Raw genomic sequence first — 24,375 nt, 5'->3', positions numbered from 1 at the left:
AATAAAAAAGGCGCTGAAAAAATGTTCAACGCCGTGGCTTATCGCCTCTCTCTAAAGGAGCAGGTCGTACTTAGTTCGCGCTGTAGCTCATCACCACACCACTCAGCCCGGAGATCTGCTTCAGCTCGCCCAGCGACCCTTTCAGCTTGTCTTTCGACGCCTCCGGCCCCACGAGGATACGGGTGATTTTACCCTGCACCGGCGTGGAAGGTGAAGTGTAAACGCGATAGCCCGCGCTGCGCAGTTTACCCACAACCTCGTTGACTTTATCGGCGTTTTTCAGCGCCCCCAGCTGCACAACGTAGGCTTTGCCGGTCGGCGCTGCGTCTTGCTTCGCCGGTGGTGGGGTTTCAGACGCTGCAGCCAGCTGCTCTGCTGCTTTATCTCGCTGTTGCTGAGGCTTCGGCTGCGGTTTCTCTACCGGCTTCGGTTTTTCAACAGGTTTAGGCTTCTCTACCGGTACCGGATCGATCTCGATGTTGTTATTCGCCGCCAGACGCGACGGGTCGAGTGACGGTGCAGCGGCATCGCCCGCGCGAACTTCTTCCGCCGCCCCTTCAGGCGGCTGAGCAGGCAGCGCCTGAGTCGCCGCAGGCAGCATATCCGGCTCATCGCGGTCGCCCGGCTTCGGCACCAGCGGAATGGCTGCAAACTCGTCCTGATAATGTTTTTTCTGCCCGTCGAGCAGCCCGGGAAGAATAATCACCCCGAGCGCGACCAGCACAATGGTTCCTGTTAAACGGTTCTGAAACTTACTCGCCACCGGTTCTCCCCGCGTCCATCACTTCCATGACATGTGCCACCGTGTGGAAAGAGCCACACACCAGCACGGTATCTTCTGGTTTAGCATCCGCCATCGCGGCATGCCAGGCCTGCGCCACGCTACTGTAGATTGCACCTTTGCCGAGATGTTCCATCAACTGCTCAGCAGTCGCACCGCGCGGCCCCTCCAGAGGAGCACAATACCAGCTATCGACCACACTCTCCATGCAGGCTAGCGTGCCGCCGATATCTTTATCATGAAGCATACCGATAACCGCCAGCACGCGCCCGGTTTTTGGTAACGATTTGAGACGTCCTGCGAGATACGCCGCCGCATGCGGGTTGTGCGCCACATCCAGAATCAGACGCGGTGACTCGCTGACTATCTGGAAACGACCCGGCAGCAGCGCATTCTGAATGCCGTCACGGATCGCCTGCTCACTTACGGCTAATCCGCTGGCGCGCAGTGCCGCCAGCGCGGTTGCAGCGTTAGGCTGTGGCACCTGCGGCAGCGGCAGATTCTCCAGCACGCCCTGCGCATCGCTGAAGCGCCAGCCGTTGCCCTGCACCTCATACTGCCAGTCAACGCCTCGGCGCAACAGATGTGCGCCCTTCTCTTTCGCCACGTCGGCAATGGTATGCGGCATGTCCGGCTCGCCCACCACGGCGGGCTTATTCGCCCGGAAAATACCGGCCTTCTCGCGGCCAATGCTTTCACGGTCCGGGCCCAGCCAGTCGGTATGATCCAGCGCGATGCTGGTGACCACCGCCACGTCCGCATCCACCATATTGGTGGCATCCAGACGCCCGCCCAGCCCCACTTCCAGGATCACCACGTCCAGCTGCGCCTGTTTGAACAGCCACAGCGCCGACAGGGTGCCGTATTCAAAATAGGTTAATGAGATTTCCCCGCGCGCCGCTTCGATAGCCGCGAACGACGCCGTATGGGCAGATTCCGCCAGCTCGGTGTTCTGCACCCGCACGCGCTCGGTATAGCGCACCAGATGCGGTGAGCTGTAAACGCCAACCTTGTACCCCGCAGCCATCAGGACTGACTCCAGCGTGCGGCAGGTCGTCCCTTTACCGTTAGTACCTGCAACGGTGAACACGAACGGAGCCGGTTTCAGCACGTCGAGACGCGCGGCAACCTGGCTTACGCGCTCAAGGCCCATATCGATGGTTTTACTGTGCAGGTTTTCCAGATAAGAAAGCCACGCGGCCAGGGGCGACGTGGCTTGGGGAATGCTTTTATTTTCCATAATGCCCGGTTGTCATTAACAGGTTATAAAGCAAAAGGGCAGCGCCATCTGGCCCTGCCCTTTTCAGTTATCAGGCCTCGGGTTCCTGATCCGGTACCACCACGCCTTCGCGCGGCTCATCCGGGTTAGGCGTTGGCAGATTCATCAGCTTCGCCAGAATGCTGGCCAGTTTCAGGCGCATTTCCGGACGGCGGACGATCATATCGATAGCGCCTTTCTCAATGAGGAACTCACTGCGCTGGAAGCCCGGCGGCAGTTTTTCACGAACGGTCTGCTCGATGACGCGAGGACCGGCAAAGCCGATCAGCGCTTTTGGCTCAGCGATGTTCAGGTCACCCAGCATCGCGAAGCTTGCGGAGACGCCACCCATGGTTGGGTCGGTCAGCACCGAGATGTACGGCAGACCGCGCTCCTGCATTTTCGCCAGCGCCGCAGAGGTTTTCGCCATCTGCATCAGGGACATCAGCGCTTCCTGCATACGTGCACCACCGGAGGCGGAGAAGCAGATCAGCGGACAGTTGTCTTCCAGCGCCTGCTCAACGGCACGCACGAAACGCGCGCCGACCACGGAGCCCATTGAGCCGCCCATAAAGGAGAACTCAAACGCAGCGGCAACCACCGGCATCTCGTGCAGGGTGCCTTTCATGACGATCAGCGCGTCTTTCTCGCCGGTCTCTTTCTGTGCAGAGGCCAGACGATCTTTGTATTTTTTGGAGTCGCGGAACTTGAGCACATCTTTTGGCTCCAGTTCGCTGCCCAGTTCTACCAGAGAACCTTCGTCCAGCAGGCTATGCAGGCGGTTGCGCGCCGACATACGCATGTGGTGGTCACACTTCGGACACACCTCGAGATTGCGTTCCAGCTCTGCGCGATACAGAACCTGGCCGCAGCTATCACACTTCGTCCATACCCCTTCAGGAATGCTCGCTTTGCGCGTCGGGGTAATGTTGCTTTTAATTCGTTCAATCCAGCTCATTGATAACCTTTCTGCCTGAACCTGGTCGTATGCCAGTTTTGCTATAAGAGGCGAATAATGCCATTTTTGCCTCCAACAGACCATGAATGTTGCACATTAAAACATAACAGCCCGAAACTTTGGATAAAAAAGTGGTCGAACCGCCAGCGTGCATTTACTTCGCTTGCTTTGCTGCCGCGCGTTTGTGACGAATGATTTCGATAACACCCGGCAGAACGGAAAGCACAATAATCGTTACAATCAGTAACTTAAGGTTTTCCTGAACCACCGGCAAGTCGCCAAACAGGTAGCCAGCATAGGTAAAGAGCAACACCCAAAGCAGTGCGCCCACCACGTTATACATTGCAAAATGACGATAGGACATATGGCCCATTCCCGCCACAAAAGGCGCAAATGTGCGCACAATAGGCACAAAACGCGCAAGGATAATGGTTTTTCCACCATGACGTTCATAGAAGGCATGGGTCTTGTCTAAATAGCTGCGGCGGAAAATTTTCGAGTCCGGATTACTGAACAACCGCTCACCGAACACCCGGCCAATCGTATAGTTGACCGCATCCCCGACAATCGCGGCAATCACCATCAACACGACCATCAGATGCACGTTCAAATCATTGGTGGGCAGCGCCGACAACGCACCGGCCACAAACAGCAGCGAGTCTCCCGGCAGGAACGGGGTAACGACCAGACCGGTTTCACAGAACAGAATCAGGAACAGAATGGCGTAAACCCAGACGCCGTACTGCGCGACCAGCTCCGCCAGGTGAACATCAATATGCAGAATGAAATCAATCAGAAAACGTATTACGTCCATATTGTCTAAGCCTTAATTGCACCTTTGTTTAGTCCGCTAAAAACAGCGGGCCCATTGGCGGTTTTGGCAGGTCAAACCGATCCGGATAGTCTACCGAGACCAGATAAAGCCCTTCCGCTTTCGCCGTTGCTGCCGCAAGCGTTCTGTCCTTCGCTGCCAGCAGTTCTGCAATCCAGCTCTCCGGCTGGTGTCCGGCGCCCACTTCCATCAGGCTGCCTACAATATTCCGCACCATATGATGTACAAAGGCATTGGCTTTGATATCCACCACCACATACGCGCCAAAACGACTGACGTTAATGTGCATGACGTTACGCCACGGCGTACGGGACTGACACTGCACCGCACGAAACGACGTAAAGTCATTTTCACCAATCAGACACTGCGCCGCGCGATGCATACGTTCTGCATCGAGCGGTTCATAAAAATGCGTCACACCCTGGCTTAACACCGCCGGGCGCAGACGCTGGTTGTAGATGACATAGCGATAGCGACGCGCCGTTGCGCTGAAGCGCGCGTGAAAATCATCCGGCACAGCTTTCACCCAACGCACCGCGATGTCACCAGGTAAATTCGCATTTACACCCAGCGTCCAGGCGGCATCCTTACGCACGGCGGTGGTTTCAAAGTGAACCACCTGCCCCGTGCCATGAACACCCGCGTCCGTACGCCCCGCGCACAGGACGTTAATCGGCTCGTTTGCCACCTGAGAGAGCGCTTTCTCCAGCTTTTCCTGAACGCTGCGCACCTCATTCTGACGCTGCCAGCCATAATATTTACTGCCATCGTACTCAATACCCAAGGCAATTTTATGAACCGGCTTTTGATCCACTTCGGACATCAGTACAGATACTCCTGCACCAGCTTCTCGGCGATCTTGACCGCCATCAGCGCGCCGCCAAAGCGAACGTTATCGGCAACGGACCAGAACTGAACCTGCTCCGGCATACCGTAGTCGTTACGCACGCAGCCAACGGAAAGATGCGCGCTGCCGGTGGCGTCGCCCACCTGGGTCGGGAACTCGCTCTCTTCGGAAAGGACGATGTCTTCACCGCGGCCAAACGCGTCGCGCGCTTCCTCTGCCGCCAGCGGGCGCAGCGCTTCAAAACCGACCATCTGCGCGTGGCCGTAGAAGACCGGGGACTGTACGACGCTGGCGGAAATCATCAGCCCCTCGTCCTGCAGAATCTTGCGCGCTTCGTCGACGAGACGACGCTCTTCGCGCACGGAACCTTCACGATCCGGCAGCAGCGGCAGCATGTTGAACGCCAGCTGGCGGCCAAAGAAATCATCTTCGTCGATCGGGATGCCGTTCAGCAGCTTCGCACTCTGCCCGGCCAGCGCGTCAACAGCCTTTTTACCGTTCGCCGACGCGGACAGCAGGCTGGTGACGGTAATGCGCGACAGGCCTCCGTCGTCAATCAGCGGCTTCAGCGCGGTCAGCAGCTGGCTGGTCAGGCTGTTCGGTACCGCGATAACGTTACGGTTGCGGTAGTCAGCCAGCACAAACGGATTGACGTCCGGGACCACCAGCGGCACGTCCGGCTCCAGGGAGAACAGACTGCTCAGGTCGATCACCAGACAGCCCGAATTGGTCGCCTCTTCAATGTAAGACGCCGTGGCTTCAGCACCTGCGGCAAAAAACGCCAGCTGCGCCTGGGTCCAGTCAAACGCGGCCGCATCCTGAACCATCACGGATTTACCGCCAAAGCGCAGATGTTCGCCCGCGCTGTCGGTGCGCGCCAGCGCATAGATATCTCCCACCGGGAACTGACGCTCGGCAAGAGTTTCGAGCAGGGCTTCGCCCACGGCACCCGTGGCACCTAAAATGGCAATGTTCCAGCCTTCAGACATGGTGGTTTACTCCAGAAATAAAAAAGCGTCCCTGTCGGCGTATCCGACAGGGAGCATTAAGAAGACATTAATGCGCCGGATGATGAACGGCGTTAAAACCCAGTTTCTTGAGCAACGTCGCAGCCGCTGCGTCGTCGCACATCACATACAGGGAAGACCACTCGCGGCGCTCAACGTAGTTCTTGCGCAGCTTATCAAATTCACCCGGGATCCCCGCCACCTTACGCAGCAGCGCATCGTCGCGGCGCACATCATACACCAAATGCACCAGCCTTTTCAGCGTTGCCTGATCGAGCGGGCCATGCAGGGTAATGCGGCCAAATTCAGGCGCGGGGAGTAAAGTATCAAGCGCCACCTGCTGCGGATGGCCGATAAAGGCGCTGTAGGCTTCAAACACCTGCGTCGTGCCGCGCGCTTTGCCTTCAAGCGTATAGCCCGCAATATGCGCGGTGGCAACGTCAACCTTGTTCAGCAGCTCAACGTTGAGATCCGGCTCCGGCTCCCAGACGTCCAGCACCACGCTGAGATCTTTTCCTTCATTCAGACATTTCAGCAGCGCGGCATTATCCACCACCGGGCCACGGCAGGCATTAATCAGAATAGTGCCAGCCTTCAGACGGCGAATCAGCGCCTCGTCCGCCAGATGCAGGGACTTATACGGCCCTTCTTTAAACAGCGGCGTGTGGAACGTTAGCACATCGCACTGTTCAACCAGCTCATCCAGCGCGCGGAAATCCTCGTCGTCACCGTTGTCTTTACGCGGCGGATCGCACAGCAGCGTGCGGATACCTAACGCTTCAAGGCGCTTTTGCAGACGCCCGCCGACGTTACCCACGCCGACAATCCCCACGGTGCGGTCTTTCAGCGCAAAACCATCGCGCTCGGCCAGCATCAGCAGCGAGGAGAAAACGTATTCCACGACGGCAATGGCATTACAGCCCGGCGCGGCGGAAAAACCGATTCCGGCCTGCTTCAGCCACTGATCATCCACATGATCGGTCCCTGCCGTTGCGGTTCCGACAAACTTAATCGCTTTACCGGCAAGCAACGCCTCATTTACTTTGGTCACCGAGCGCACCATCAGCGCGTCTGCGTCATCCAGTTCGTTAACCGGGATCGGGCGACCAGGGACAGCCTTAACGTCGCCGAGGCGGCTAAACAGCTCGCGGGCGTAAGGCATATTTTCATCAACGAGGATTTTCACGTCTGAGTACCTGTTTGAGAGGAAGAAAACCTGCCAAGTGTGCCATAATCTGGCCGCCAGGCATATACGTATGCCGGGTTTACGCTGAGTTTTGACTTTAAGGATTTTTGACGATGCAGCCCATTTCAGGTACGCCGCCACGCCCTCCGGGTGAAGGCCCTGTCACGCCAAACGTTGCCGGTGAACAGCCACTATCCACGCAACAGCGCACCGTGCTGGAGCGACTGATCACGCGCCTGATAGCGCTGACTTCGCAGCAAAACGCGGAAGTCTGGGCCGGGGTAAAGCATGATTTAGGCGTGAGGAACGACGCACCGCTGCAGTCGCGCCATTTCCCTGCCGCCGAGCAAAATCTCAACCAGCGTATTACGACCGCGCAGCAGAACCACACCACGCGTCAGATTGTCACGCAGTTGACCGAGCTGCTGGGCCAGGGAAATAACCGTCAGGCTGTCAGTGACTTTATCCGTCAGCAGTATGGCCAGACCGCCCTGAGCCAGCTGACGCCAGACCAGCTTAAAACCGTGCTGACGCTGTTGCAGAACAATCAGTTGTCTATTCCGCAGCCTCAGGTGCGCCCCTCAACCGAGCGCCCGCTGCAGCCTGCCGAGCACAACACGCTGAACCAGATGGTGACCAAACTGGCCGCCGCCACCGGCGAGTCGACGAAGCTTATCTGGCAATCCATGCTGGAACTGTCCGGCGTGAAGGCGGGCGAGCTGATTCCGGCCAAACAGTTTACCCATCTGGTGACCTGGCTCCAGGCGCGCCAGACGCTCAGCACCCAGAGCGCCCCTACCCTGCATACCGTTCAGGCGGCGCTTAAACAGCCGCTGGAACCGCACGAGTTCGAGGTGATTCGGGATTACGCCCAGCAGAACTGGCAGGCCACGCCGCAAACGGTACTGACCACCGCGCAGGTGCAGGATCTGCTGAATCAGATCTTTGTTCGCCGCGCCGAGCGGGAAGGTGGCGTGCCGGAGGTAAGAAACGTTCAGCCGATCTACAGCCCGCTGTTTGCGCCCGTTGTGGAGACGTTCAGAACGCTCTCTGCCCGTCCGGGATTAATGTTGATTGCATTATTGATTGCGCTGGCGATTTTCTGGCTGGTTGCCTGAGGATTTGCCCGGTGGCGCTACGCTTACAGCGGCTCGAACCGTAGGCCGGGTAAGGCGCAGCCGCCCCCCGGCGACAACAGTTAATTTCTGCGAAACGCCACCAGCGTCACCACGATCCCCACCACCGCAGAAACCGCGCCGGCCAGGAAGACGGACGGGTAGCCAAACGAGGTGGCTAACAGACCCGCCAGCGGCCCGGTTACGCCGTATGAGATATCCTGAAACGCCGCATAGCCGCCCAGCGCCGTACCGCGGACCTGCGGCGCCACGCGCTTAACCACCTCAACGCCCAGCGCCGGGAAGATCAGCGAGCAGCCGCAGCCGGTTAACGCCGCACCCAGCAGCGCAACGGAGGCGACCGGCGCCTGCCAGAGCAGCACCAGCCCAACGGTTTCAATCACCAGCGACGCCACCGCCACCTTCACGCCGCCAAAGCGATCCGGCATCCAGCCGAACAGGACACGCATCAGGACAAACGCGCCGCCAAAGGCCGTCAGCGTAAAGCCCGCCATTGCCCAGCCGCGGCTCATGAAATAGAGGGAGACGAAGGTGCCAATCACCGCGAAGCCTACTCCCTGAAGCGCCAGCCCCAGCCCTGGCTGCCAGATTTGCCCCACCACGCTCCACAGCGAAGGACGTTCGCCTTTATGGGCGGGCACCTTGCGTACCGAACCGTTAAAAGCCCACGCCAGCAGCGGTAATACTATGGTGGTTGCTGCCAGTACCGCAAAACCAAACTGGCTGTGGATCAGCAAACCCAGCGGCGCGCCTGCAGCCAGTGCGCCATAAATCGCCATCCCGTTCCATGACATCACTTTGCCGGAGCGCGCAGGCCCCACCAGCCCCATCCCCCAGGTCAGGGTGCCGGTCAGCAGCTGGCTTTCACCGAAGCCAAGGATTAAACGGCCCACCACCAGCAGCGCAAATTTATACGCGGCGTCGACCGGCAGGAGAGCGGCCAGCAGCCACGCGCCCCCCGCCAGACCGCAGGCAAACATTCCCTGCAGCGCCGAGCGTTTTGCACCGTGCTGATCGGCCAGCCGTCCTGCGTAGCCGCGGGTTAATACCGTGGCTAAAAACTGGATGCCCACAGCAATGCCGACCATGGTGTTGCCATAGCCGAGTTCCTGATGAACGAACAGCGGGATCACCGGCAGCGGCAGGCCAACGGTCATGTAGGTCAGGAATACCGCAAAGGCGATGCGGAAAAGAGAAAGGTTCCCGGAAGGAGTGCCCTTCTCGGCGGTAACAGCCTTCATGCATAACTCCGTGTTCAGGCATAAAAAAGGGAGCCTTCCGGCTCCCTTCTATTATACATTCAAACGCTTATGCTTTCAGCTTGCGCATAACCAGTGTGGCGTTGGTGCCGCCGAAGCCGAAGCTGTTGGACATGACGGTGGTCAGCGTCGCTTCCGTTGGTTTGGTCACGATGTTCAGGCCAGCCGCCTGCTCGTCCATCTCGTCGATGTTGATGCTTGGGGCGATAAAGCCGTTTTCCAGCATCAGCAGAGAGTAGATCGCTTCCTGCACGCCCGCCGCACCCAGAGAGTGACCGGTCATGGCTTTGGTGGCAGAGATAGCCGGGCTGTTGTCGCCGAACACTTCGCGGATCGCACCCAGCTCTTTCACGTCACCTACCGGAGTAGAGGTACCGTGGGAGTTCAGGTAGTCGATTGGGGTATCAACACCGTGCATCGCCATCTTCATGCAGCGCACCGCGCCTTCGCCGGACGGAGCAACCATGTCGGCGCCGTCGGACGTTGCGCCGTAGCCCACGATCTCAGCATAGATGTGCGCGCCACGCGCCAGCGCGTGCTCAAGCTCTTCAACCACAACCATACCGCCGCCGCCCGCGATGACGAAACCGTCACGGTGCGCGTCATAAGTACGGGAGGCTTTGTCTGGGGTTTCGTTGTACTTGGTGGACAGTGCGCCCATCGCGTCGAACTCACAGGCCATTTCCCAGCCCAGCTCTTCGCCGCCGCCAGCAAATACGATGTCCTGTTTACCCAGCTGGATCTGCTCAACAGCGTTACCGATACAGTGTGCGGAAGTCGCACACGCGGAGCTGATGGAGTAGTTCACACCGTGAATTTTGAACGGGGTCGCCAGGCACGCGGAAACCGCAGAACCCATGGCTTTAGTCACCACGTACGGACCTACCGCTTTCAGACCACGCGGGCTGCGCATGGCGTCAGCACCGAATACCTGCGCTTTAGAGGAACCGCCGGAACCGGCAATCAGGCCCACGCGCGGGTTGTTCTGATAAACCTCTTCGCTCAGGCCGGAATCTTTGATCGCTTCCTGCATGGAGAGATAAGCATAAATAGAGGCATCGTTCATGAAACGAACCACTTTACGGTCAATCAAACCGGTGGTGTCCAGTTTGACGTTACCCCATACGTGGCTACGCATACCTGAATCTTTAAACTCTTCAGAGAAAGTGATCCCGGAGCGTCCTTCACGCAGAGATGCCAGGACTTCCTGCTGGTTATTACCGATGCTGGAAACAATGCCCAGGCCAGTAATCACTGCACGTTTCATTCAATACCTCTGTAAGTCGCACTATAAAAAGTTTCGAGTCGCACAATAGCGTACACTTGTACGCCGAACAAGTCCGATCAGACATTTTCTGCGGAAATTTGCACCGATGGACTCACATCGTTAAGATCGTGCCACTGCCTGTCAGACGAGTAACTTACGTGAAACAAAACGCTATACAACCCGCCAACCTCGAATTCAACGCTGAGGGTACACCTGTTTCCCGAGATTTTGATGACGTCTACTTTTCTAATGATAACGGACTCGAAGAAACCCGCTATGTTTTCCTCGAGGGAAACCAGCTCAGCGCCCGGTTCCCTGCGCACCCGCGCAGTCTGTTCGTTGTTGCGGAAAGCGGCTTCGGAACCGGACTGAATTTTCTGACTCTCTGGCAGGCGTTCGATCGATTTCGCGCTGCACACCCCGAGGCTACGCTACAAAGATTACATTTCATCAGTTTTGAAAAATTTCCGCTTACCGCGCACGATCTGCGGCTCGCCCACCAGCGCTGGCCGGAGCTTGCAGCCTGGGCGGAGCAGCTTCAGGCGCAGTGGCCGCCGCATATCGGCGGCTGCCACCGTCTGATTCTGGACGGCGGACGGGTGACGCTGGATTTATGGCTGGGCGACATTAACGACCTGACCGATACGCTCGACGACGCGATGAACCAGACGGTGGACGCGTGGTTCCTTGACGGCTTTGCGCCCGCCAAGAACCCGGACATGTGGAGCCAGCATCTGTTTAGCGCGATGGCCCGGCTGGCGCGTCCCGGCGCAACGCTCGCCACCTTTACCTCGGCCGGCTTTGTTCGCCGCGGCCTGCAGGACGCGGGCTTTACCATGCAGAAGACCAAAGGCTTTGGCCGCAAGCGCGACATGCTGGTCGGCACGATGGAACGGACGTTGGACGTTCCCGCTCGGGCTCCCTGGTTTGCGCGCAGCGCCAGCGCATCGCGCGAAGTGGCGATCGTTGGCGGAGGGATCGCCAGCGCCCTGCTCTCTCTCGCGCTGCTGCACCGGGGCTGGCAGGTGACGCTCTACTGCGCTGACGAGGCACCAGCCAACGGCGCGTCCGGCAACCGCCAGGGCGCGCTTTACCCGCTTTTAAGCGCGCACGACCCGGCCCTGTTCCAGTTTTTCCCGGCAGCGTTTACCTTCGCTCGCCGCCTGTATGATTCCATTCCGGTGGCATTCGACCATGACTGGTGCGGCGTGACGCAGCTCGGCTGGGATGAAAAAAGCCAGCAAAAAATCGCCCAGATGCTGTCGCTGGGTCTGCCGGAGGAGATTGCCCGCGCGGTCAGTGCGCAAGAGGTGGCAGACATGGCGGGCGTGGAAACCGGCTGTGGCGGCATTCAATATCCGCTCGGCGGCTGGCTGTGCCCGGCTGAACTGACCGCGGCGGCGATTAGCCTGGCGCAGTCACGCGGGCTGAGGGTGCATTATTCTCATAAGGTTGAATCGCTTAGCCGGTCAGAACGGTGGACTCTGCATTTTGCTGATGGCAAAGCGGCACACCATGCCAGCGTTGTGCTGGCAAACGGACATAACATCAGCCAGTTTATCCAGACCGAGACGTTGCCGGTTTATCCGGTCGGCGGCCAGGTAAGCCATATCCCAACCGCGCCCGAACTGAGCAAGCTGCGCCAGGTGCTGTGCTATGACGGCTATCTGACGCCACAAAATCCGTCTAACGGACATCACTGCATCGGCGCCAGCTATCATCGTGGCGAAGCGGATATGCGCTACAGCGAAGCGGATCAGCAGCAAAACCGCCAGCGCCTGATTGACTGCTTCCCGGACGCGGCGTGGGCGAAAGAGGTTGACGTTAGCGAGGGCGAAGCGCGCTGCGGCGTGCGCTGCGCGACCCGCGATCACCTGCCGATGGCGGGAAACGTGCCGGACTATGAAGCCACGCTTGAACTCTATCAGGATCTGGCAGAAAACAAGGAAACGGCGGTAAGTGCCCCGGTTTATCCTGAACTGTTCATGCTGGGCGGATTAGGATCGCGAGGATTGTGCTCCGCGCCGTTGCTGGCAGAGGTGCTTGCTGCGCAAATGAGCGATGAGCCGGTTCCTCTGGACAGGGTTACGCTCGCGGGGCTGAATCCGAACCGGTTGTGGGTAAGGAAACTGCTGAAGGGGAAAATGGTTAAGTAGGGTGCGGTCGAATCCCCTCTCCCCAAAGGGGAGAGGGAAGAGTGGACAGCGGCTTAGCGTTTAGCCTGCTGGAATAAATTGTCCCACATCCCCAGCACCAGAGACTGGTCGCGCGGAGAGAGCTCCCCGGCCAGAATGGCTTTTTCCAGGCTGCGCGTGACTTCAGCGTGAACGGCGTCGGCAGAGTGATCGTCACCTGCTTCCAGCTCGGCTACCGCCAGCGTCAGGTGACCACGCAGATAACCGCTGGCGAACAGCTCATCATCACTGGCGTGTTCCACCATGTCATCAATTAACGCCAGAATGCGTGATTCAAATTCTGCGATCATCTTCTTTCCTCTGTTAAAGATCTTCCGGCCAAGGGAAGCATTCCGCCGTGATCTCCGGCGTGTGGTAATAATTCTGTAAAGCCTCGATCAGGCGCGCCGGACGTTCCGGGATGCCTTTCTCAAGATACTCCATCACCTGCGCATGCACGCGGCGCTGGAAGACGATACGGTCTGGCTCAAAGTCACCTTCAAGGTTGTCACAGCTCACGTTGAACGGGAAACCCGCCGCCACGCAGAACAGCCATTCCAGCGCCTGCGGCTTCACTTCCACGTCTTCAAACTGGCCCTGGGTGGCGGCGTCGCGCCCGTCCGGACAGTACCAGTAACCGAAGTCCACCAGCTCGCGACGCGCTTTCCCCGCGATGCACCAGTGCGAAATCTCGTGCAAACCGCTGGCGTAAAAGCCGTGGGCAAAGACGATGCGGTTGTACGGAACCTCTGCATCAGCAGGAAGATAGATCGGTTCGTCGTCGCCTTTAATCAGACGGGTATTAAAATCATCAGCAAAACAGCTATCGAAGATCTCAATCAGCTGTTCGTATTTATGCGTACTGTTCATTAGTTCATCCCCAACCAGGTGAGGATCTCCTGTCCATGGCTGTCATAAAGAAGTTTGGCGCTCATCACCGCCGAGACGACAACAATCATCGGGCGGATCAGCTTTTGCCCTTTGCTTAATACCAGACGCGAGCCTGCGCGCGCGCCCAAAAACTGCCCTGCCATCATCACAAACCCGGTTGCCCAGATAACCTTGCCGCCAATGATAAACAGCAGCAGGCCGCCGACGTTCGAGGTCGCATTCAGCACCTTAGCGTGGGCGGTGGATTTAGCGAGGTTAAAGCCGGCCAGCGTCACGAACGCCAGCGCGTAAAACGAGCCTGCCCCCGGGCCAAAGAAGCCGTCGTAAAAGCCGACGCAGCCACCGGCAATCAGCGCAAACGGCAGGCCGTGCAGCCGCCGCGCCCGGTCTTCCTCGCCGAGCTTAGGCATCAGCAGGAAATAGAGACCGATGCAGATAACCAGAACCGGCAGGATCTGGCGCAAAATATCCGACTGCACGTGCTGCACCAGCAGCGCGCCCGACGTTGAGCCGATAAAGGTCATCAGGATATTGAGCTTCTGGTCGGCGAGATTCACCACCTTGCGGCGGATAAAATAGAGCGACGCCGAAAGCGAGCCGCCGCAGGCCTGCAGCTTATTGGTGGCAAGCGCCTGCGCCGGGCTCATGCCCGCCGCCAGCAGCGCGGGCACGGTTAACAGCCCGCCGCCGCCCGCGAGCGCATCGATAAAACCGGCCAGCATGGCCACGAAGAACAGCACCACCAGCAGCAGCGGTGACACCATAAACAGATCGACGAAATTATCCATTAAAGTACATGCTCATCCAGTAGCGCCTGGCAGGAAGGCGGCAACGGAGGCGGTGTCTTCTTCTCAGGCTTAGAGGTTCCAGGTTTTGCCGGCTCAAACCAGCTTTGCAGTTCGTAACCACAGCCATCGCCTGGCGGCGGTAGCGGCTGATCTTCACATTCCAGGCTGTTCGCCGGGCAGCGCAGACGAACGTGCATATGCGCACGATGCTGGAACCACGGGCGCACTTTGCGCAGCCAGTCGCGATCCGTCCCCGCATCCAGGCAAAGCTGCTGCTTGATCGCCGGGTTGACGAAAATCCGCGTGACGTCGTTATCTTTCGCCGCCAGCTTGATCAGGCTCGAAATATCCCGTGACCACAGTGATGGCACCACGCTTTTGCCGTCGCGCGACACCAGATCCAGCGCCTGCGGCTTCAGCAGCTGCGCAGACGTCCAGCGCGTTTTCGGCAGCTGCAGGAAGATGTCGACATCCAGTCCGGTCTGGTGGCTGGCGTGCCCGCCGTTAAAGCGGCCACCGGCAGGCATCCCCATATCGCCAATCAGCATCGTCCCCAGCCCCAGGTTATGCACCTGGTTCCCCAGTCGCTGAATGAACAGCACCAGATCAGGGTGGCCGAAGTAACGACGCTGGTCGGTACGCATCACCTGATAGGTATCTGATTGCAGCGGCAGCTCCTGCGCGCCCACGATACAGCCGTTAGAGAAGGCGCCGATGGACTGCGCGCTTCCCGCCACCGGATGGGTGATTTTTTGCCACGGCGTGGCGGCCAGACTGGCTCCACTGGCCAGCAGCGCCAGCAGAGCAATTGCGGTTTTTTTCATGTTTACCAGCGTGGAATGGTGGTCGTCACGTCCGCGTTCTGCGCGCGCTGGCGCAGGAAGTGATCCATCAGCACGATCGCCAGCATCGCTTCCGCGATCGGCACCGCACGGATCCCCACGCACGGATCGTGACGACCTTTGGTGATCATCTCAACTTCTTCGCCTGAGCGGTTAATCGTGTGGCCCGGCACGGTGATGCTTGAGGTCGGCTTCAGCGCGATGTTGGCAATAATCTGCTGTCCACTGCTGATACCGCCGAGAATGCCGCCCGCATGGTTGCTCTGGAAGCCCGCTTTCGTGATTTCGTCGCGGTTCTGGCTGCCGCGAAGCGCCACCACGTCGAAGCCGTCGCCAATCTCGACGCCCTTCACCGCGTTGATGCTCATCAGCGCGTGGGCGATATCGGCGTCGAGACGGTCAAATACCGGCTCGCCCCAGCCAGCCGGGACGCCATCTGCCACCACGGTGACTTTCGCGCCAATGGAGTCGCCCTCTTTTTTCAGGCCGCGCATCAGTTCGTCCAGCGCGTCAAGCTTATCCGCATCGGCGCAGAAGAACGGGTTTTGCTCGACCTGATCCCAGTCTTTGATCGCCAGCGGAATGTCGCCCATCTGGGACAGACAGCCGCGAATGACGATGCCAAATTTCTGCTGCAAATACTTTTTAGCAATCGCGCCAGCGGCCACGCGCATCGCGGTTTCACGCGCGGAAGAGCGTCCGCCGCCGCGATAGTCGCGAAAGCCGTACTTTTGCTCGTAGGTGTAGTCGGCATGGCCCGGGCGGAACACGTCCTTGATAGCACCGTAGTCCTGAGAGCGCTGATCGGTGTTTTCAATCAGCAGACCAATGCTGGTGCCGGTGGTGCGGCCTTCAAAAACGCCGGAGAGAATTTTGACCTGGTCCGGCTCGCGACGCTGCGTGGTGTAGCGAGAGGTGCCCGGACGACGGCGGTCAAGGTCGTGCTGTAAATCTGCTTCGGTCAGTTCGATGCCTGGCGGTACGCCATCAACGATACAGCCCAGCGCCAGCCCGTGCGACTCGCCAAAGGTGGTCACGCGGAATAACTGTCCAATACTGTTTCCTGCCATCACGGCTCCGATGTTGTTGTTTGTGTTTGAGCGTTGTGAAACGGGCCGAAGCCCGCTGGATTAATCTTTATAGATGCTGAAATGCTCGCGCGCGTCGAGCAGCTGCGCTTTGGTCAGCATAAAGACGCCGTCACCGCCGTTGTCGAACTCAAGCCAGGTGAACGGCACATCCGGGTACTGCTCTATCAGATGTACCATGCTGTTGCCCACTTCACAAATCAGAACGCCGTCATCGGTCAGGTAATCCGGCGCGCAGGCCAGAATGCGGCGGGTCAGCTTCAGGCCGTCAGAGCCTGACGCCAGGCCCAGCTCCGGCTCGTGACGATATTCGTTCGGCAGATCGGACATGTCTTCTGCATCGACGTACGGCGGGTTAGTGACGATCAGATCGTACTGCAGCGTCGGCAGGTCGCGGAACAGGTCAGAGCGGATTGGCGTGACGTGATGGATCAGGCCGTGCTCTTCGATGTTGTGTTCGGTCACGGCCAGCGCGTCGGTGGAGATATCGACGGCGTCCACTTCCGCTTCAGGGAAAGCGTAGGCGCAGGCAATAGCGATGCAGCCACTGCCGGTGCACATATCGAGAATGTGCTGCGGCTGATGGTTAATCAGGCCTTCAAAGTGATTGTTGATCAGCTCACCAATCGGCGAGCGCGGTACCAGCACGCGTTCATCGACGTAAAACTCGTGGCCGCAGAACCAGGCTTTGTTGGTCAGATAGGCGACCGGAATGCGCTCGTTTACGCGACGGATCACGCGCTCAACGATGCGATGTTTTTCGCTGGAGGTCAGGCGCGCGGTGCGCATGTCTTCCGGAATGTCCAGCGGCAGGTAAAGAGACGGCAGCACCAGCTGAACGGCCTCGTCCCACGGGTTATCGGTACCGTGACCGTACCAGATATTAGCGGCGCTGAAGCGGCTAACCGACCAGCGCAACATGTCCTGTATGGTATGCAGCTCGTTTACTGCTTCATCGACAAATATTTTATCCACTCTTTCCTCCAGGGCATGCTCGCATAATTTTCGGCGGCTAGTTTGCCATGAAGACGGCGATAAATCAGCAATGACGCGTACCGCTTGAGGTTAAAAAATGCGTTTAGTCGGGTACACTATCGGAAATACGAGATGAGAATGACGAATGAAAAAGAAAACATCGCTCAGCGAGGAGGATCAGGCTCTCTTCCGCCAGCTGATGACCGGGACGCGTAAAATCGCGCAGGACACGATTGTCCACCGTCCGCAGCGTAAAAAAATCAGCGAAGTTCCGGTCAAACGGCTGCTCCAGGAGCAGGCGGATAACAGCCACTATTTTTCAGATGAATTTCAGCCGCTGCTCAATACGCAAGGGGCTGTGAAGTACGTGCGCGAAGACGTCAGCCATTTTGAGCTGAAAAAGTTACGACGCGGAGATTATTCGCCGGAGCTGTTTCTCGATCTGCACGGCCTAACGCAGATGCAGGCGAAACAGGAGCTGGGGGCGTTGATTGCCGCCTGTCGTCGCGAACACGTTTTTTGCGCCTGCGTGATGCACGGCCACGGTAAACACATTCTGAAGCAACAGACGCCGCTGTGGCTGGCTCAGCACCCGCACGTGATGGCGTTTCATCAGGCACCGAAAGAGTACGGCGGCGATGCCGCATTGCTGGTGTTGATTGAAATTGAGGAGTGGCAGCCGCCAGAGTTGCCCTGACAGAAGGGCGGGAAACACGTAGTACCCCGCCCTGTCACACGTCACGTCAGATGGCTTTTGCCATCTTCAGGTTGCACGGGCTCATTTGCCAGTTGAAGACCCCTTTGCCGGTTTCGTCGAGAGTGACGTTGGCAATGGCGGAAGTGGTGAACATTGGCGGCGTTTCGCCCGGGCACAGCTCAGATACCAGATAGCCGACCAGCGGCAGGTGGGAAATGACCAGTGCGGAAGCGACACCTTCATTGCACAGCGCCTGAAGGTAAGCGCTGACAAGACCGACATCGCCGCATGGCGTCAGCTCAGGGAGAACGTCCACGCTGGATGGCAGGTTCATACACTCCCCTACCACGTCCAGCGTCTGTTCTGCACGCAGGAACGGACTCACCAGAACGCGTTCAATGTCCACTTTTTGACCTTTAAGCCACGTCGCCATTTGACGGGATTCGTCACAGCCACAGACGGTTAAAGGACGTACTGAGTCACTGGCGGCATCGAGTGCCGCGTCGCCGTGACGCATGATAAAAACTTGCATATTGCACCGCTTTTGTTAACCAGAATCACCGGCGTTAACTACCCGCGATTAATGCTCTGAGGTAGAAAACCCGATGGCCGGGCATTGTGCCTGATCCATTCGGTGAATGAAACGCTGTTTTTTACCTCAATGGCGTAAGTATAGTCAATCTCTGTTTACAAAATCGCCAGAACAGGTTCATTCACCTCAGGATTTACCCTTCTTTGACTTCAGTTTACGAAATCAGTTTCCCTTGCAGGCCAGAATGTCTGGCCCCGCTCCGCCATCTGCAATAATTCGTCACACGGTGTAAACCGCGGACCGTATTGCGAGGCCAGACGTTGCAAAATGACAACCACTTCACCCGCACCGAGCGTATCCATGTAACGGAACGGGCCGCCAAGGAACGGCGGGAAACCAATACCAAATACCGCGCCGATGTCGCCATCGCGTGCGCTCTTGATCACCTCTTCACCAAAGCAGCGCGCCGCTTCATTGAGCATCATCATCACGCAACGTTCTGCGCACTGAACGGCAGACAGTCTTCCCTGACCGGTGGCCGAAATAAGCCCATAAACCGAAGGGTCGACCTGTTTCTTGCTTTTACGCCCTTTCGCGCCGTAAAGATAGAAACCGCGTTCATTTTTTCTGCCTTTGCGATCGTCCTTCAAAATTGCAGAAACAATGTTTGCAGGCGGGGTAAAACGATCGCCATAAGCCGCTTCCAGCACAGGTATAATTTTAGTGCCGGTGTCTATTCCCACCTCATCCAAAAGTTGGATTGGACCGACGGGGAAGCCAAACTTTACGAGCGCCTCGTCAACGTGCTCGATTTTCTCCCCTTCCGTCAGCAGCCGCATCGCTTCGTTGATATAGGGTGCCAGAATACGGTTGACGTAGAAGCCAGCCTTGTCCGCGACCACGATTGGGGTTTTACCCTGTTTTTTCGCCAGCTTCACCACGGTGGCGATGGTCTGCGGGCTGGTCGTGGCGTGCGGGATCACCTCCACCAGCGGCATTTTTTCGACCGGACTGAAAAAGTGCAGACCAATGACCTGCTCCGGACGAGCAGCTTTCGCCGCGATATCGCCAATCGGTAAAGACGAGGTGTTTGAGGCGAAAATAGTGTGCCGCGCGCAGTGCTGCTCCACGTCAGCCACCATCTGCTGCTTAAGCGCCAGGTCTTCAAATACGGCTTCAATCACCAGGTCCCGGTGCGCAAAACCGCTGTAATCCGTCGTGCCGGAGATCGTCGCCAGGGTTTTATCACGCTCGCTTGCCTTGATATGGCGGCGTTTGACCTTCCGATCAAGGTTCTGCCAGCTGTACTGCAGCGCGTGGTTGATGCCCTTTGCGCTGATGTCTTTGATACGCACGGGCAATTTGCCTTTGCTGGCGGTAACAAACGCGATTCCGCCGCCCATCAGCCCACCGCCCAGCACGCCAACGGCGCGCAGCGGCGCAGGCTCAGCCTCGCTGCCCGGATCTTTTTTCACCTCAGTACTGGCGAAGAAGATGCTGCGCAGCGCCTGCGACTGCGGCGTCATCGCCAGTTCGCCAAAGGCTTTGGCTTCAGCGGCATAGCCGCTGCTGCTGCCCTGCGACAACCCGGTTTCCATCACTTCCAGAATGCGCTTTGCCGCCGGGTAGTTGCCTTTGGTTTTTTGCTCTGTCTTTTTGCCTACCATGTTGAACAGAAGCGCGCGACCCAGTGGCCCTGCCAGCACGCGCTCGCGTACAGGGAGAAGACGTTTTGTCTGACGTCCCTTCAGCGCCAGCTCAACGGCAGCGTCCAGTAAAATGGTGTGCGGAACGACGTCGTCAACCACCCCCACTTTCAGTGCCTGACGGGGGCGTAGCTGCTTACCGGTTAAAATCATCTCCAGGGCGGTGCTAACCCCAACCAGACGCGGCAGACGCTGTGTTCCACCCGATCCCGGCAGCAGGCCTAACTGCACTTCTGGCAACCCTAAAACGGTTTTCGGATCGTCAGTGCAGATACGGCTGTGACAGGCCAGCGCCAGCTCCAGCCCGCCGCCCAGGCAGGCACCGTGGATCGCGGCAATAACCGGAATCGGCAGAGCGTTGATTTCAGCCATCACCTGCTGTCCCTGACGCGCCAGATCTTCAGCTTCCTGCGCGCTTTTCGCTCGGGCGATCATGTTGATATCGGCCCCGGCAATAAAGTTATCCGGCTTAGCCGAGATAAAGACCAGACCACGAATCGCTTTATTTTCGCGGATCTGCTTGAGCATGGCGCGAACCTGAGTGCCGAATTCAGCCTTCAGGGTATTCATCTTTTCATCAGGCACATCAATAGTGATAACCGCGACGTTATCGAGGCGAACCGTCAGATTAAATGCAGATGGCATATCCATTATTCAGCCTCCAGAACCATTGCTGCCCCAAGGCCGCCCGCCGCGCAGGCGGTGACGAGACCAAACCCACCGCCGCGGCGACGGAGTTCGTGTAGTGTCTGGGTGATCATTCGCGCACCCGTGGCCGCAAACGGATGGCCGTAGGCGATCGACCCACCCAGCACGTTGAATTTGCTCTGATCCACTTCGCCGGTGGCATGGGCGCGGCCCAGCACGTCGCGTGCAAAACGCTCGCTTGCCAGCAGCTGCACGTTTGCCAGGGTTTGCGCGGCAAAGGCTTCGTGCATATCAATCAGGGTTAAATCCGCCAGGGTTAGCCCCGCGCGATCCAGCGCCAGCGGCGTGGACCACGCCGGACCTAACAGCATGTCCTGCCAGACATCAATGGCGGTAAAGGCATAGCTGCGCAAATAGCCCAGCGGCGTGATGCCCAGCTCTTTTGCACGCGACTCCGTCATCAGGATCACCGCAGCAGCACCATCGGTCAGCGGCGTACTGTTGGCCGCCGTCACGGTGCCGTGCTTGCGGTCAAACGCCGGGCGCAGTTTGGCGTAATCCGCCAGCGTCGAGGTGCCACGAATATTGTTGTCTTCAGTAAGAGGCTCTCGATAGGGAGGCGTGTAGGCGGTCATGACCTCGTCGGTGAGTTTGCCCTCCGACCAGGCTTTCGCTGCCAGCTGATGCGAGCGATGCGCCAGCGCATCCTGCTGCTCGCGGGTGATGCCGTAGGTTTTGGCCATCTGCTCGGCGGTATCGCCCATTCGCAGGCCAGTCGAATATTCCGCGACGGCAGGTGGCACGGGCAAGAGATCGCGCAGGCGTAAACGCGAGAAGAGTTTGAGCTTCGCACCGGTGGTGCGGGCTTTATTAGCATCCACCAGAATGCGGGCCAGCTTTTTACTGACTCCAATCGGCAGTACGGAGGAAGAATCGGCGCCACCTGCAATCCCGGCGCGAATGGTGCCCGCCATCAGGCTTTCCGCCACGTTTGCTACCGCCTGGAAGCTGGTCGCGCACGCGCGGCTGACGCTGTAGGCATCGGTATGAACGTTCATGCCGGTACCGAGAACAATCTCCCGCGCAATGTTAGGGGCTTCAGGCATCTGTACCACCTGGCCGAAGACCAGCTGTTCGATGACCTCAGGCGGAATTTCGCTGCGAGCCAGCATCTCCCCCACTACCATTTTCCCCAGATCGACAGCCGGTATACCGTGAAACGCCGTCGCCTGACGTGCAAACGGCGTACGCAGACCGCTGACAATGGCAATGCGGTCACCTTGTCGGGTGATTAGCGGTAATGCCTGACTCATAACCTTCCCCTGTGAAAAATTTTACATGACTATAAAGTGGTCTGACCTGATAACAGTCTTAACCATTTTTTTACATTCAGCCAATCGGGGAAGCTTAAAAATGCGAGGTAAAACACAGAGAAGAAAAAGAAAATGCCCCTGCATGGCAGAGGCAATTGTGCGGTTTGTTGCCGGGTGGCGACGGTGCCTTACCCGGCCTACACGATCCCAGGCCCGTGCAAGCGAAGCGCCGCCGGGCAAAAAGGATTAACGCAGACCGAGCTGGAAAATCAGCGTTTCAGCTTCGCAGGCAAAAACAAAGTCGATATCCAGCTTCACGCCGCCGTCCACTTCCGTGAAGGTAGATTTGATTTCACACGGATCGGACTCCACATCACGCGCGCGCTTGCTCAGCGCGGCCAGCGTTTCTTCGGCTTCGGCGCGGTTGGTGAACACACGGCTGTAAGACGCGGTGCAATCGGTGTTGTCCATGATGGTGCCAACATCCATACAGCAGCAAACCGGGGTTTCATCAGCACTGCATTTACTCATAGCTCAATTTCCTCTGTATTCGCGCTGCGCGCGAGATAAACACGATGCTGATATTTTACGCCCCAGCGCTGGCTCTCTCCAGCCGTTAATGGCGCAAAATCGGATAAGTGACCGATATCACACTAAAAAATGATCTAAAACAAAAACCACCCTTTTGGGTGAGCCGCGATGGTCACAATTTTGCCAACCAGATCTCGTTTCAAGAAACATGTTTGAAAATATTAATAAACAAACTTGCAACATTCAGGCTGGTCGGACCTATACTCTGGCCACTGGTCTGATTTGTCTGTCATACCTCAGACCCTACACTTCGCGCTCCTGTTACGGTATGTAACAATTATTGAATAAAAATAACTCAATGAGGTTATGGTCATGAGCCAGAAAACCCTGTTCAACAAGACTGCGCTGGCAGTCGCAGTGGCAATCGTCTCTACTTCCGCCTGGTCAGCGGGCTTTCAGCTAAACGAATTTTCTTCCTCTGGCCTTGGCCGCGCGTATTCAGGGGAAGGTGCAATCGCTGATGATGCGGGTAACGCAAGCCGTAACCCTGCATTAATCATGATGTTCGATCGCCCGACCTTCTCTGCTGGTGCGGTGTATATCGATCCTGATGTCAACATTTCCGGCACGTCACCATCTGGTGCGAGCCTGAAAGCAGATAACATTGCGCCAACGGCGTGGGTACCTAACCTGCACTTCGTTGCACCAATCAATGAACAATTTGGCTGGGGCGCATCCGTCACGTCTAACTATGGCCTTGCTACCGAGTTCAATAACAACTACCCGGCAGGCGAATACGGCGGTAAAACAGACCTGACAACGCTAAACCTGAACCTGAGCGGTGCTTATCGTCTGAACGACAGCTGGAGCTTCGGTCTGGGCTTTGATGCCGTCTACGCCGATGCAAAAATTGAGCGTTACGCCGGTGAACAAACGGCTCGCCTGCCGAAAAACAGCAACAAAATTGCCAGCCTGAAGGGTGATGAGTGGGGCTATGGCTGGAACGCCGGTATTCTGTACGAGCTGGACAAAAACAACCGCTGGGGCCTGACCTATCGTTCCGAAGTAAAAATTGACTTCGACGGCGATTACAAGAGCGGCATCCTGACGCCGGTCAACAGCCTGGTCCCTGGTGCGGGTACCACTATCCCGTGGGGGACTTCCGGTCAAACTGTCCCTGGCTCACTGTCACTGCATCTGCCAGAAATGTGGGAAGTCTCAGGTTACAACCGCGTAGCGCCACAGTGGGCTATTCACTATAGCCTGGCCTATACCAGCTGGAGCCAGTTCCAGGAGCTGAAAGCGACCGGCACCAACGGTCAAACGCTGTTCTATAAGGACGAGAGCTTCCACGACGCCTATCGCATTGCGTTGGGTACCACCTATTATATGGATGATAACTGGACATTCCGTACCGGTATCGCATTCGATGACAGCCCGGTACCGGCTGATAAGCGCTCCATTTCCATTCCGGATCAGGACCGCTTCTGGGTGAGTGCTGGTGCAACCTACGCGTTCAACGAGAATGCTTCTGTCGATGCGGGCGTATCTTATATGCATGGCCAGAAAGTGACCTTCAAGGAAGGCCCGTACGAATTTACCTCTGAAGGTAAAGCCTGGCTGTTCGGTACTAACTTCAACTACGCGTTCTAATCGCGC

23 protein-coding genes are annotated in these 24,375 nt (G+C 57.7%); 4 read left to right on the top strand and 19 right to left on the bottom strand.

Annotated elements, in window-relative coordinates:
* Window positions 1–70: 70 nt before the first annotated feature.
* From dedD to pdxB, 7 genes are all read right to left on the bottom strand, one after another.
* Entirely contained in the window at window positions 71–763 is a 693-nt protein-coding gene (dedD, locus tag IM313_RS17525; RefSeq protein ID WP_045259684.1) for a cell division protein DedD, read from the bottom strand.
* On the bottom strand, window positions 753–2,021 hold the full coding sequence (gene folC, locus IM313_RS17520) for a bifunctional tetrahydrofolate synthase/dihydrofolate synthase (RefSeq protein WP_108780339.1): 1,269 nt from the start codon (window positions 2,019–2,021) through the stop codon (window positions 753–755). The genes dedD and folC overlap by 11 nt, the downstream gene beginning before the upstream one ends.
* A gap of 70 nt (window positions 2,022–2,091) precedes the next feature.
* On the bottom strand, window positions 2,092–2,997 hold the full coding sequence (gene accD / locus IM313_RS17515; protein WP_047053266.1) for an acetyl-CoA carboxylase, carboxyltransferase subunit beta: 906 nt from the start codon (window positions 2,995–2,997) through the stop codon (window positions 2,092–2,094).
* A gap of 154 nt (window positions 2,998–3,151) precedes the next feature.
* A complete protein-coding gene (locus tag IM313_RS17510; protein WP_192971256.1) occupies window positions 3,152–3,811 on the bottom strand; it encodes a DedA family protein in 660 nt (219 codons plus the stop codon).
* A 28-nt stretch (window positions 3,812–3,839) separates the two neighbouring features.
* Window positions 3,840–4,652, bottom strand: coding sequence for a tRNA pseudouridine(38-40) synthase TruA (truA, locus tag IM313_RS17505; protein ID WP_045259682.1), 813 nt, complete (start codon window positions 4,650–4,652; stop codon window positions 3,840–3,842).
* A complete protein-coding gene (locus tag IM313_RS17500) occupies window positions 4,652–5,665 on the bottom strand; it encodes an aspartate-semialdehyde dehydrogenase (RefSeq protein ID WP_192971255.1) in 1,014 nt (337 codons plus the stop codon). The genes truA and IM313_RS17500 overlap by 1 nt, the downstream gene beginning before the upstream one ends.
* A gap of 67 nt (window positions 5,666–5,732) precedes the next feature.
* On the bottom strand, window positions 5,733–6,869 hold the full coding sequence (gene pdxB, locus IM313_RS17495; protein ID WP_088204760.1) for a 4-phosphoerythronate dehydrogenase PdxB: 1,137 nt from the start codon (window positions 6,867–6,869) through the stop codon (window positions 5,733–5,735).
* 113 nt (window positions 6,870–6,982) lie between these two features.
* Between pdxB and flk the strand changes: the two genes are divergently transcribed.
* Window positions 6,983–7,987: a flagella biosynthesis regulator Flk gene (gene flk / locus IM313_RS17490; protein ID WP_192971254.1), complete on the top strand. Its 1,005-nt coding sequence runs from the start codon at window positions 6,983–6,985 to the stop codon at window positions 7,985–7,987.
* An 80-nt stretch (window positions 7,988–8,067) separates the two neighbouring features.
* Here the strand turns inward: flk and IM313_RS17485 are convergent, their stop codons facing one another.
* Together IM313_RS17485 and fabB are read right to left on the bottom strand one after the other, a co-directional pair.
* Window positions 8,068–9,246: an MFS transporter gene (locus tag IM313_RS17485; RefSeq protein ID WP_192971253.1), complete on the bottom strand. Its 1,179-nt coding sequence runs from the start codon at window positions 9,244–9,246 to the stop codon at window positions 8,068–8,070.
* Between the two features lie 67 nt (window positions 9,247–9,313).
* On the bottom strand, window positions 9,314–10,531 hold the full coding sequence (gene fabB, locus IM313_RS17480; RefSeq protein WP_023336433.1) for a beta-ketoacyl-ACP synthase I: 1,218 nt from the start codon (window positions 10,529–10,531) through the stop codon (window positions 9,314–9,316).
* A 158-nt stretch (window positions 10,532–10,689) separates the two neighbouring features.
* Here fabB and mnmC point away from each other — a divergent pair, with 158 nt between their 5' ends.
* Window positions 10,690–12,687: a bifunctional tRNA (5-methylaminomethyl-2-thiouridine)(34)-methyltransferase MnmD/FAD-dependent 5-carboxymethylaminomethyl-2-thiouridine(34) oxidoreductase MnmC gene (gene mnmC, locus IM313_RS17475; RefSeq protein ID WP_192971252.1), complete on the top strand. Its 1,998-nt coding sequence runs from the start codon at window positions 10,690–10,692 to the stop codon at window positions 12,685–12,687.
* Window positions 12,688–12,740: 53 nt separating this feature from the next.
* Here the strand turns inward: mnmC and IM313_RS17470 are convergent, their stop codons facing one another.
* Genes IM313_RS17470 through prmB form a run of 6 tightly spaced genes read right to left on the bottom strand, consistent with a single transcriptional unit; the run spans window position 12,741 to window position 17,289 of the window.
* The gene (locus tag IM313_RS17470) at window positions 12,741–13,016 is read right to left on the bottom strand and encodes a YfcL family protein (protein WP_028013966.1); all 276 of its coding nucleotides are present in this window, start codon (window positions 13,014–13,016) and stop codon (window positions 12,741–12,743) included.
* Between the two features lie 13 nt (window positions 13,017–13,029).
* On the bottom strand, window positions 13,030–13,575 hold the full coding sequence (locus tag IM313_RS17465; RefSeq protein ID WP_045259677.1) for an elongation factor P hydroxylase: 546 nt from the start codon (window positions 13,573–13,575) through the stop codon (window positions 13,030–13,032).
* Window positions 13,575–14,384 carry a sulfite exporter TauE/SafE family protein gene (locus IM313_RS17460; RefSeq protein ID WP_028013968.1) on the bottom strand — a complete coding sequence of 270 codons (810 nt, stop codon included), beginning with the start codon at window positions 14,382–14,384 and terminating at the stop codon, window positions 13,575–13,577. Before IM313_RS17460 ends, IM313_RS17465 begins: the two co-directional genes overlap by 1 nt.
* Window positions 14,384–15,208: a penicillin-insensitive murein endopeptidase gene (gene mepA / locus IM313_RS17455; RefSeq protein WP_041908880.1), complete on the bottom strand. Its 825-nt coding sequence runs from the start codon at window positions 15,206–15,208 to the stop codon at window positions 14,384–14,386. Before mepA ends, IM313_RS17460 begins: the two co-directional genes overlap by 1 nt.
* A gap of 2 nt (window positions 15,209–15,210) precedes the next feature.
* Window positions 15,211–16,296, bottom strand: a complete 1,086-nt coding sequence (aroC, locus tag IM313_RS17450) for a chorismate synthase (protein ID WP_049000442.1) — start codon at window positions 16,294–16,296, stop codon at window positions 15,211–15,213.
* 60 nt (window positions 16,297–16,356) lie between these two features.
* On the bottom strand, window positions 16,357–17,289 hold the full coding sequence (gene prmB, locus IM313_RS17445; protein ID WP_023312578.1) for a 50S ribosomal protein L3 N(5)-glutamine methyltransferase: 933 nt from the start codon (window positions 17,287–17,289) through the stop codon (window positions 16,357–16,359).
* A 145-nt stretch (window positions 17,290–17,434) separates the two neighbouring features.
* Between prmB and smrB the strand changes: the two genes are divergently transcribed.
* Complete coding sequence (gene smrB, locus IM313_RS17440) at window positions 17,435–17,986, top strand: endonuclease SmrB (RefSeq protein ID WP_049000445.1); 552 nt, start codon at window positions 17,435–17,437, stop codon at window positions 17,984–17,986.
* Window positions 17,987–18,032: 46 nt separating this feature from the next.
* Here smrB and sixA read toward each other — a convergent pair whose 3' ends face one another.
* From sixA to IM313_RS17420, 4 genes are all read right to left on the bottom strand, one after another.
* Window positions 18,033–18,518, bottom strand: a complete 486-nt coding sequence (gene sixA / locus IM313_RS17435) for a phosphohistidine phosphatase SixA (protein ID WP_003861375.1) — start codon at window positions 18,516–18,518, stop codon at window positions 18,033–18,035.
* Window positions 18,519–18,727: 209 nt separating this feature from the next.
* On the bottom strand, window positions 18,728–20,875 hold the full coding sequence (gene fadJ / locus IM313_RS17430; RefSeq protein WP_192971251.1) for a fatty acid oxidation complex subunit alpha FadJ: 2,148 nt from the start codon (window positions 20,873–20,875) through the stop codon (window positions 18,728–18,730).
* Window positions 20,875–22,185, bottom strand: a complete 1,311-nt coding sequence (fadI, locus tag IM313_RS17425) for an acetyl-CoA C-acyltransferase FadI (RefSeq protein WP_126345370.1) — start codon at window positions 22,183–22,185, stop codon at window positions 20,875–20,877. Before fadI ends, fadJ begins: the two co-directional genes overlap by 1 nt.
* 246 nt (window positions 22,186–22,431) lie before the next feature.
* Window positions 22,432–22,716 (bottom strand): YfcZ/YiiS family protein, encoded by a 285-nt coding sequence (locus IM313_RS17420; RefSeq protein WP_028013973.1) that lies wholly within the window; start codon window positions 22,714–22,716, stop codon window positions 22,432–22,434.
* A gap of 372 nt (window positions 22,717–23,088) precedes the next feature.
* Between IM313_RS17420 and fadL the strand changes: the two genes are divergently transcribed.
* Window positions 23,089–24,369 carry a long-chain fatty acid transporter FadL gene (gene fadL / locus IM313_RS17415; RefSeq protein WP_041908871.1) on the top strand — a complete coding sequence of 427 codons (1,281 nt, stop codon included), beginning with the start codon at window positions 23,089–23,091 and terminating at the stop codon, window positions 24,367–24,369.
* The last annotated feature ends 6 nt before the right edge of the window (window positions 24,370–24,375 follow it).

The sequence above is a fragment of the Enterobacter cloacae complex sp. P2B genome, assembly GCF_014895985.1.
Taxonomy (GTDB): Bacteria; Pseudomonadota; Gammaproteobacteria; order Enterobacterales; family Enterobacteriaceae; genus Enterobacter; species Enterobacter bugandensis.
Note: the sequence above shows the minus strand (reverse complement) of the source record. Positions and strands in the feature narration are given on the sequence as shown.

Bases quoted from the DNA above. Each gene is read 5' to 3' on its own strand.
- aroC (WP_049000442.1), bottom strand. From the start codon at position 16,296: ATGGCAGGAAACAGTATTGGACAGTTATTCCGCGTGACCACCTTTGGC.
- sixA (WP_003861375.1), bottom strand. From the start codon at position 18,518: ATGCAAGTTTTTATCATGCGTCACGGCGACGCGGCACTCGATGCCGCC.
- IM313_RS17460 (WP_028013968.1), bottom strand. From the start codon at position 14,384: ATGGATAATTTCGTCGATCTGTTTATGGTGTCACCGCTGCTGCTGGTG.
- IM313_RS17510 (WP_192971256.1), bottom strand. From the start codon at position 3,811: ATGGACGTAATACGTTTTCTGATTGATTTCATTCTGCATATTGATGTT.
- fadJ (WP_192971251.1), bottom strand. From the start codon at position 20,875: ATGGATATGCCATCTGCATTTAATCTGACGGTTCGCCTCGATAACGTC.
- IM313_RS17500 (WP_192971255.1), bottom strand. From the start codon at position 5,665: ATGTCTGAAGGCTGGAACATTGCCATTTTAGGTGCCACGGGTGCCGTG.
- accD (WP_047053266.1), bottom strand. From the start codon at position 2,997: ATGAGCTGGATTGAACGAATTAAAAGCAACATTACCCCGACGCGCAAA.
- fabB (WP_023336433.1), bottom strand. From the start codon at position 10,531: ATGAAACGTGCAGTGATTACTGGCCTGGGCATTGTTTCCAGCATCGGT.
- IM313_RS17465 (WP_045259677.1), bottom strand. From the start codon at position 13,575: ATGAACAGTACGCATAAATACGAACAGCTGATTGAGATCTTCGATAGC.
- IM313_RS17420 (WP_028013973.1), bottom strand. From the start codon at position 22,716: ATGAGTAAATGCAGTGCTGATGAAACCCCGGTTTGCTGCTGTATGGAT.
- flk (WP_192971254.1), top strand. From the start codon at position 6,983: ATGCAGCCCATTTCAGGTACGCCGCCACGCCCTCCGGGTGAAGGCCCT.
- folC (WP_108780339.1), bottom strand. From the start codon at position 2,021: ATGGAAAATAAAAGCATTCCCCAAGCCACGTCGCCCCTGGCCGCGTGG.
- fadL (WP_041908871.1), top strand. From the start codon at position 23,089: ATGAGCCAGAAAACCCTGTTCAACAAGACTGCGCTGGCAGTCGCAGTG.
- smrB (WP_049000445.1), top strand. From the start codon at position 17,435: ATGAAAAAGAAAACATCGCTCAGCGAGGAGGATCAGGCTCTCTTCCGC.
- truA (WP_045259682.1), bottom strand. From the start codon at position 4,652: ATGTCCGAAGTGGATCAAAAGCCGGTTCATAAAATTGCCTTGGGTATT.
- IM313_RS17485 (WP_192971253.1), bottom strand. From the start codon at position 9,246: ATGAAGGCTGTTACCGCCGAGAAGGGCACTCCTTCCGGGAACCTTTCT.
- IM313_RS17470 (WP_028013966.1), bottom strand. From the start codon at position 13,016: ATGATCGCAGAATTTGAATCACGCATTCTGGCGTTAATTGATGACATG.
- fadI (WP_126345370.1), bottom strand. From the start codon at position 22,185: ATGAGTCAGGCATTACCGCTAATCACCCGACAAGGTGACCGCATTGCC.
- mepA (WP_041908880.1), bottom strand. From the start codon at position 15,208: ATGAAAAAAACCGCAATTGCTCTGCTGGCGCTGCTGGCCAGTGGAGCC.